The organism is Pseudovibrio sp. JE062, assembly GCF_000156235.1.
In the GTDB taxonomy this organism is placed as follows: Bacteria; Pseudomonadota; Alphaproteobacteria; order Rhizobiales; family Stappiaceae; genus Pseudovibrio.
The window spans coordinates 10,001-11,199 of record NZ_DS996822.1; the positions used below are offsets into that span (position 1 = coordinate 10,001).

Here is a 1,199-nt window from a genome sequence, read left to right on the forward strand (position 1 = left end):
GTAACACGCACTGGAGGACCGAACCCACGAATGTTGAAAAATTCGGGGATGACTTGTGGCTAGGGGTGAAAGGCCAATCAAACTCGGAAATAGCTGGTTCTCCGCGAAATCTATTTAGGTAGAGCGTCCTGTGAATACTCCTGGGGGTAGAGCACTGGATGGGCTATGGGGGCTCACCGCCTTACTGATCCTAACCAAACTCCGAATACCAGGAAGTACTGCAGGGCAGACACACAGTGGGTGCTAACGTCCATTGTGGAGAGGGAAACAACCCTGACCGCCAGTTAAGGTCCCTAAGTTATGGCTAAGTGGGAAAGGATGTAGAGATCCCAAAACAACCAGGATGTTGGCTTAGAAGCAGCCATCATTTAAAGAAAGCGTAACAGCTCACTGGTCTAAATAAGGGTCTCCGCGCCGAAAATGTACCGGGGCTAAAGCCATACACCGAAACTGCGGGTGCGTCTTATGACGCGCGGTAGCGGAGCGTTCTGTAAGCTGATGAAGGTGGACCCGTGAGGGCTGCTGGAGGTATCAGAAGTGCGAATGCTGACATGAGTAACGATAAAGAGGGTGAGAGACCCTCTCGCCGAAAGTCCAAGGGTTCCTGCGCAACGCTAATCGGCGCAGGGTTAGCCGGCCCCTAAGGCGAGGCCGAAAGGCGTAGTCGATGGGAACGGGGTTAATATTCCCCGGCCAGTGGGTAGTGACGGATGCCGTGTATCGTATCTCCTTATTGGATTGGAGATGCGGTGAAGTGTTCCTGGAAATAGCTCCCACGCTAAGACCGTACCCGAAACCGACACAGGTGGACAGGTAGAGTATACCAAGGCGCTTGAGAGAACTGTGCTGAAGGAACTCGGCAAATTGCTCCCGTAAGTTCGCGAGAAGGGAGCCCGGTACGAAGGCAACTTTGTATCGGGGGCACAGAATAGGGGGTTGCGACTGTTTATCAAAAACACAGGGCTCTGCGAAGCCGCAAGGCGACGTATAGGGTCTGACGCCTGCCCGGTGCTGGAAGGTTAAGAGGAGGTGTGCAAGCACCGAATTGAAGCCCCAGTAAACGGCGGCCGTAACTATAACGGTCCTAAGGTAGCGAAATTCCTTGTCGGGTAAGTTCCGACCTGCACGAATGGCGTAACGACTTCCCCGCTGTCTCCAGCACAGACTCAGTGAAATTGAATTCCCCGTGAAGATGCGGG

Annotated in this window: 1 rRNA gene (cut by a window edge); it reads left to right on the forward strand. The window is 53.6% G+C overall.

What is annotated here, in order from left to right:
- Positions 1-1,199: ribosomal RNA gene (locus PJE062_RS25710) — 23S ribosomal RNA — on the forward strand; its annotated part reaches 679 nt to the left of the window's first position; the annotation flags it as partial.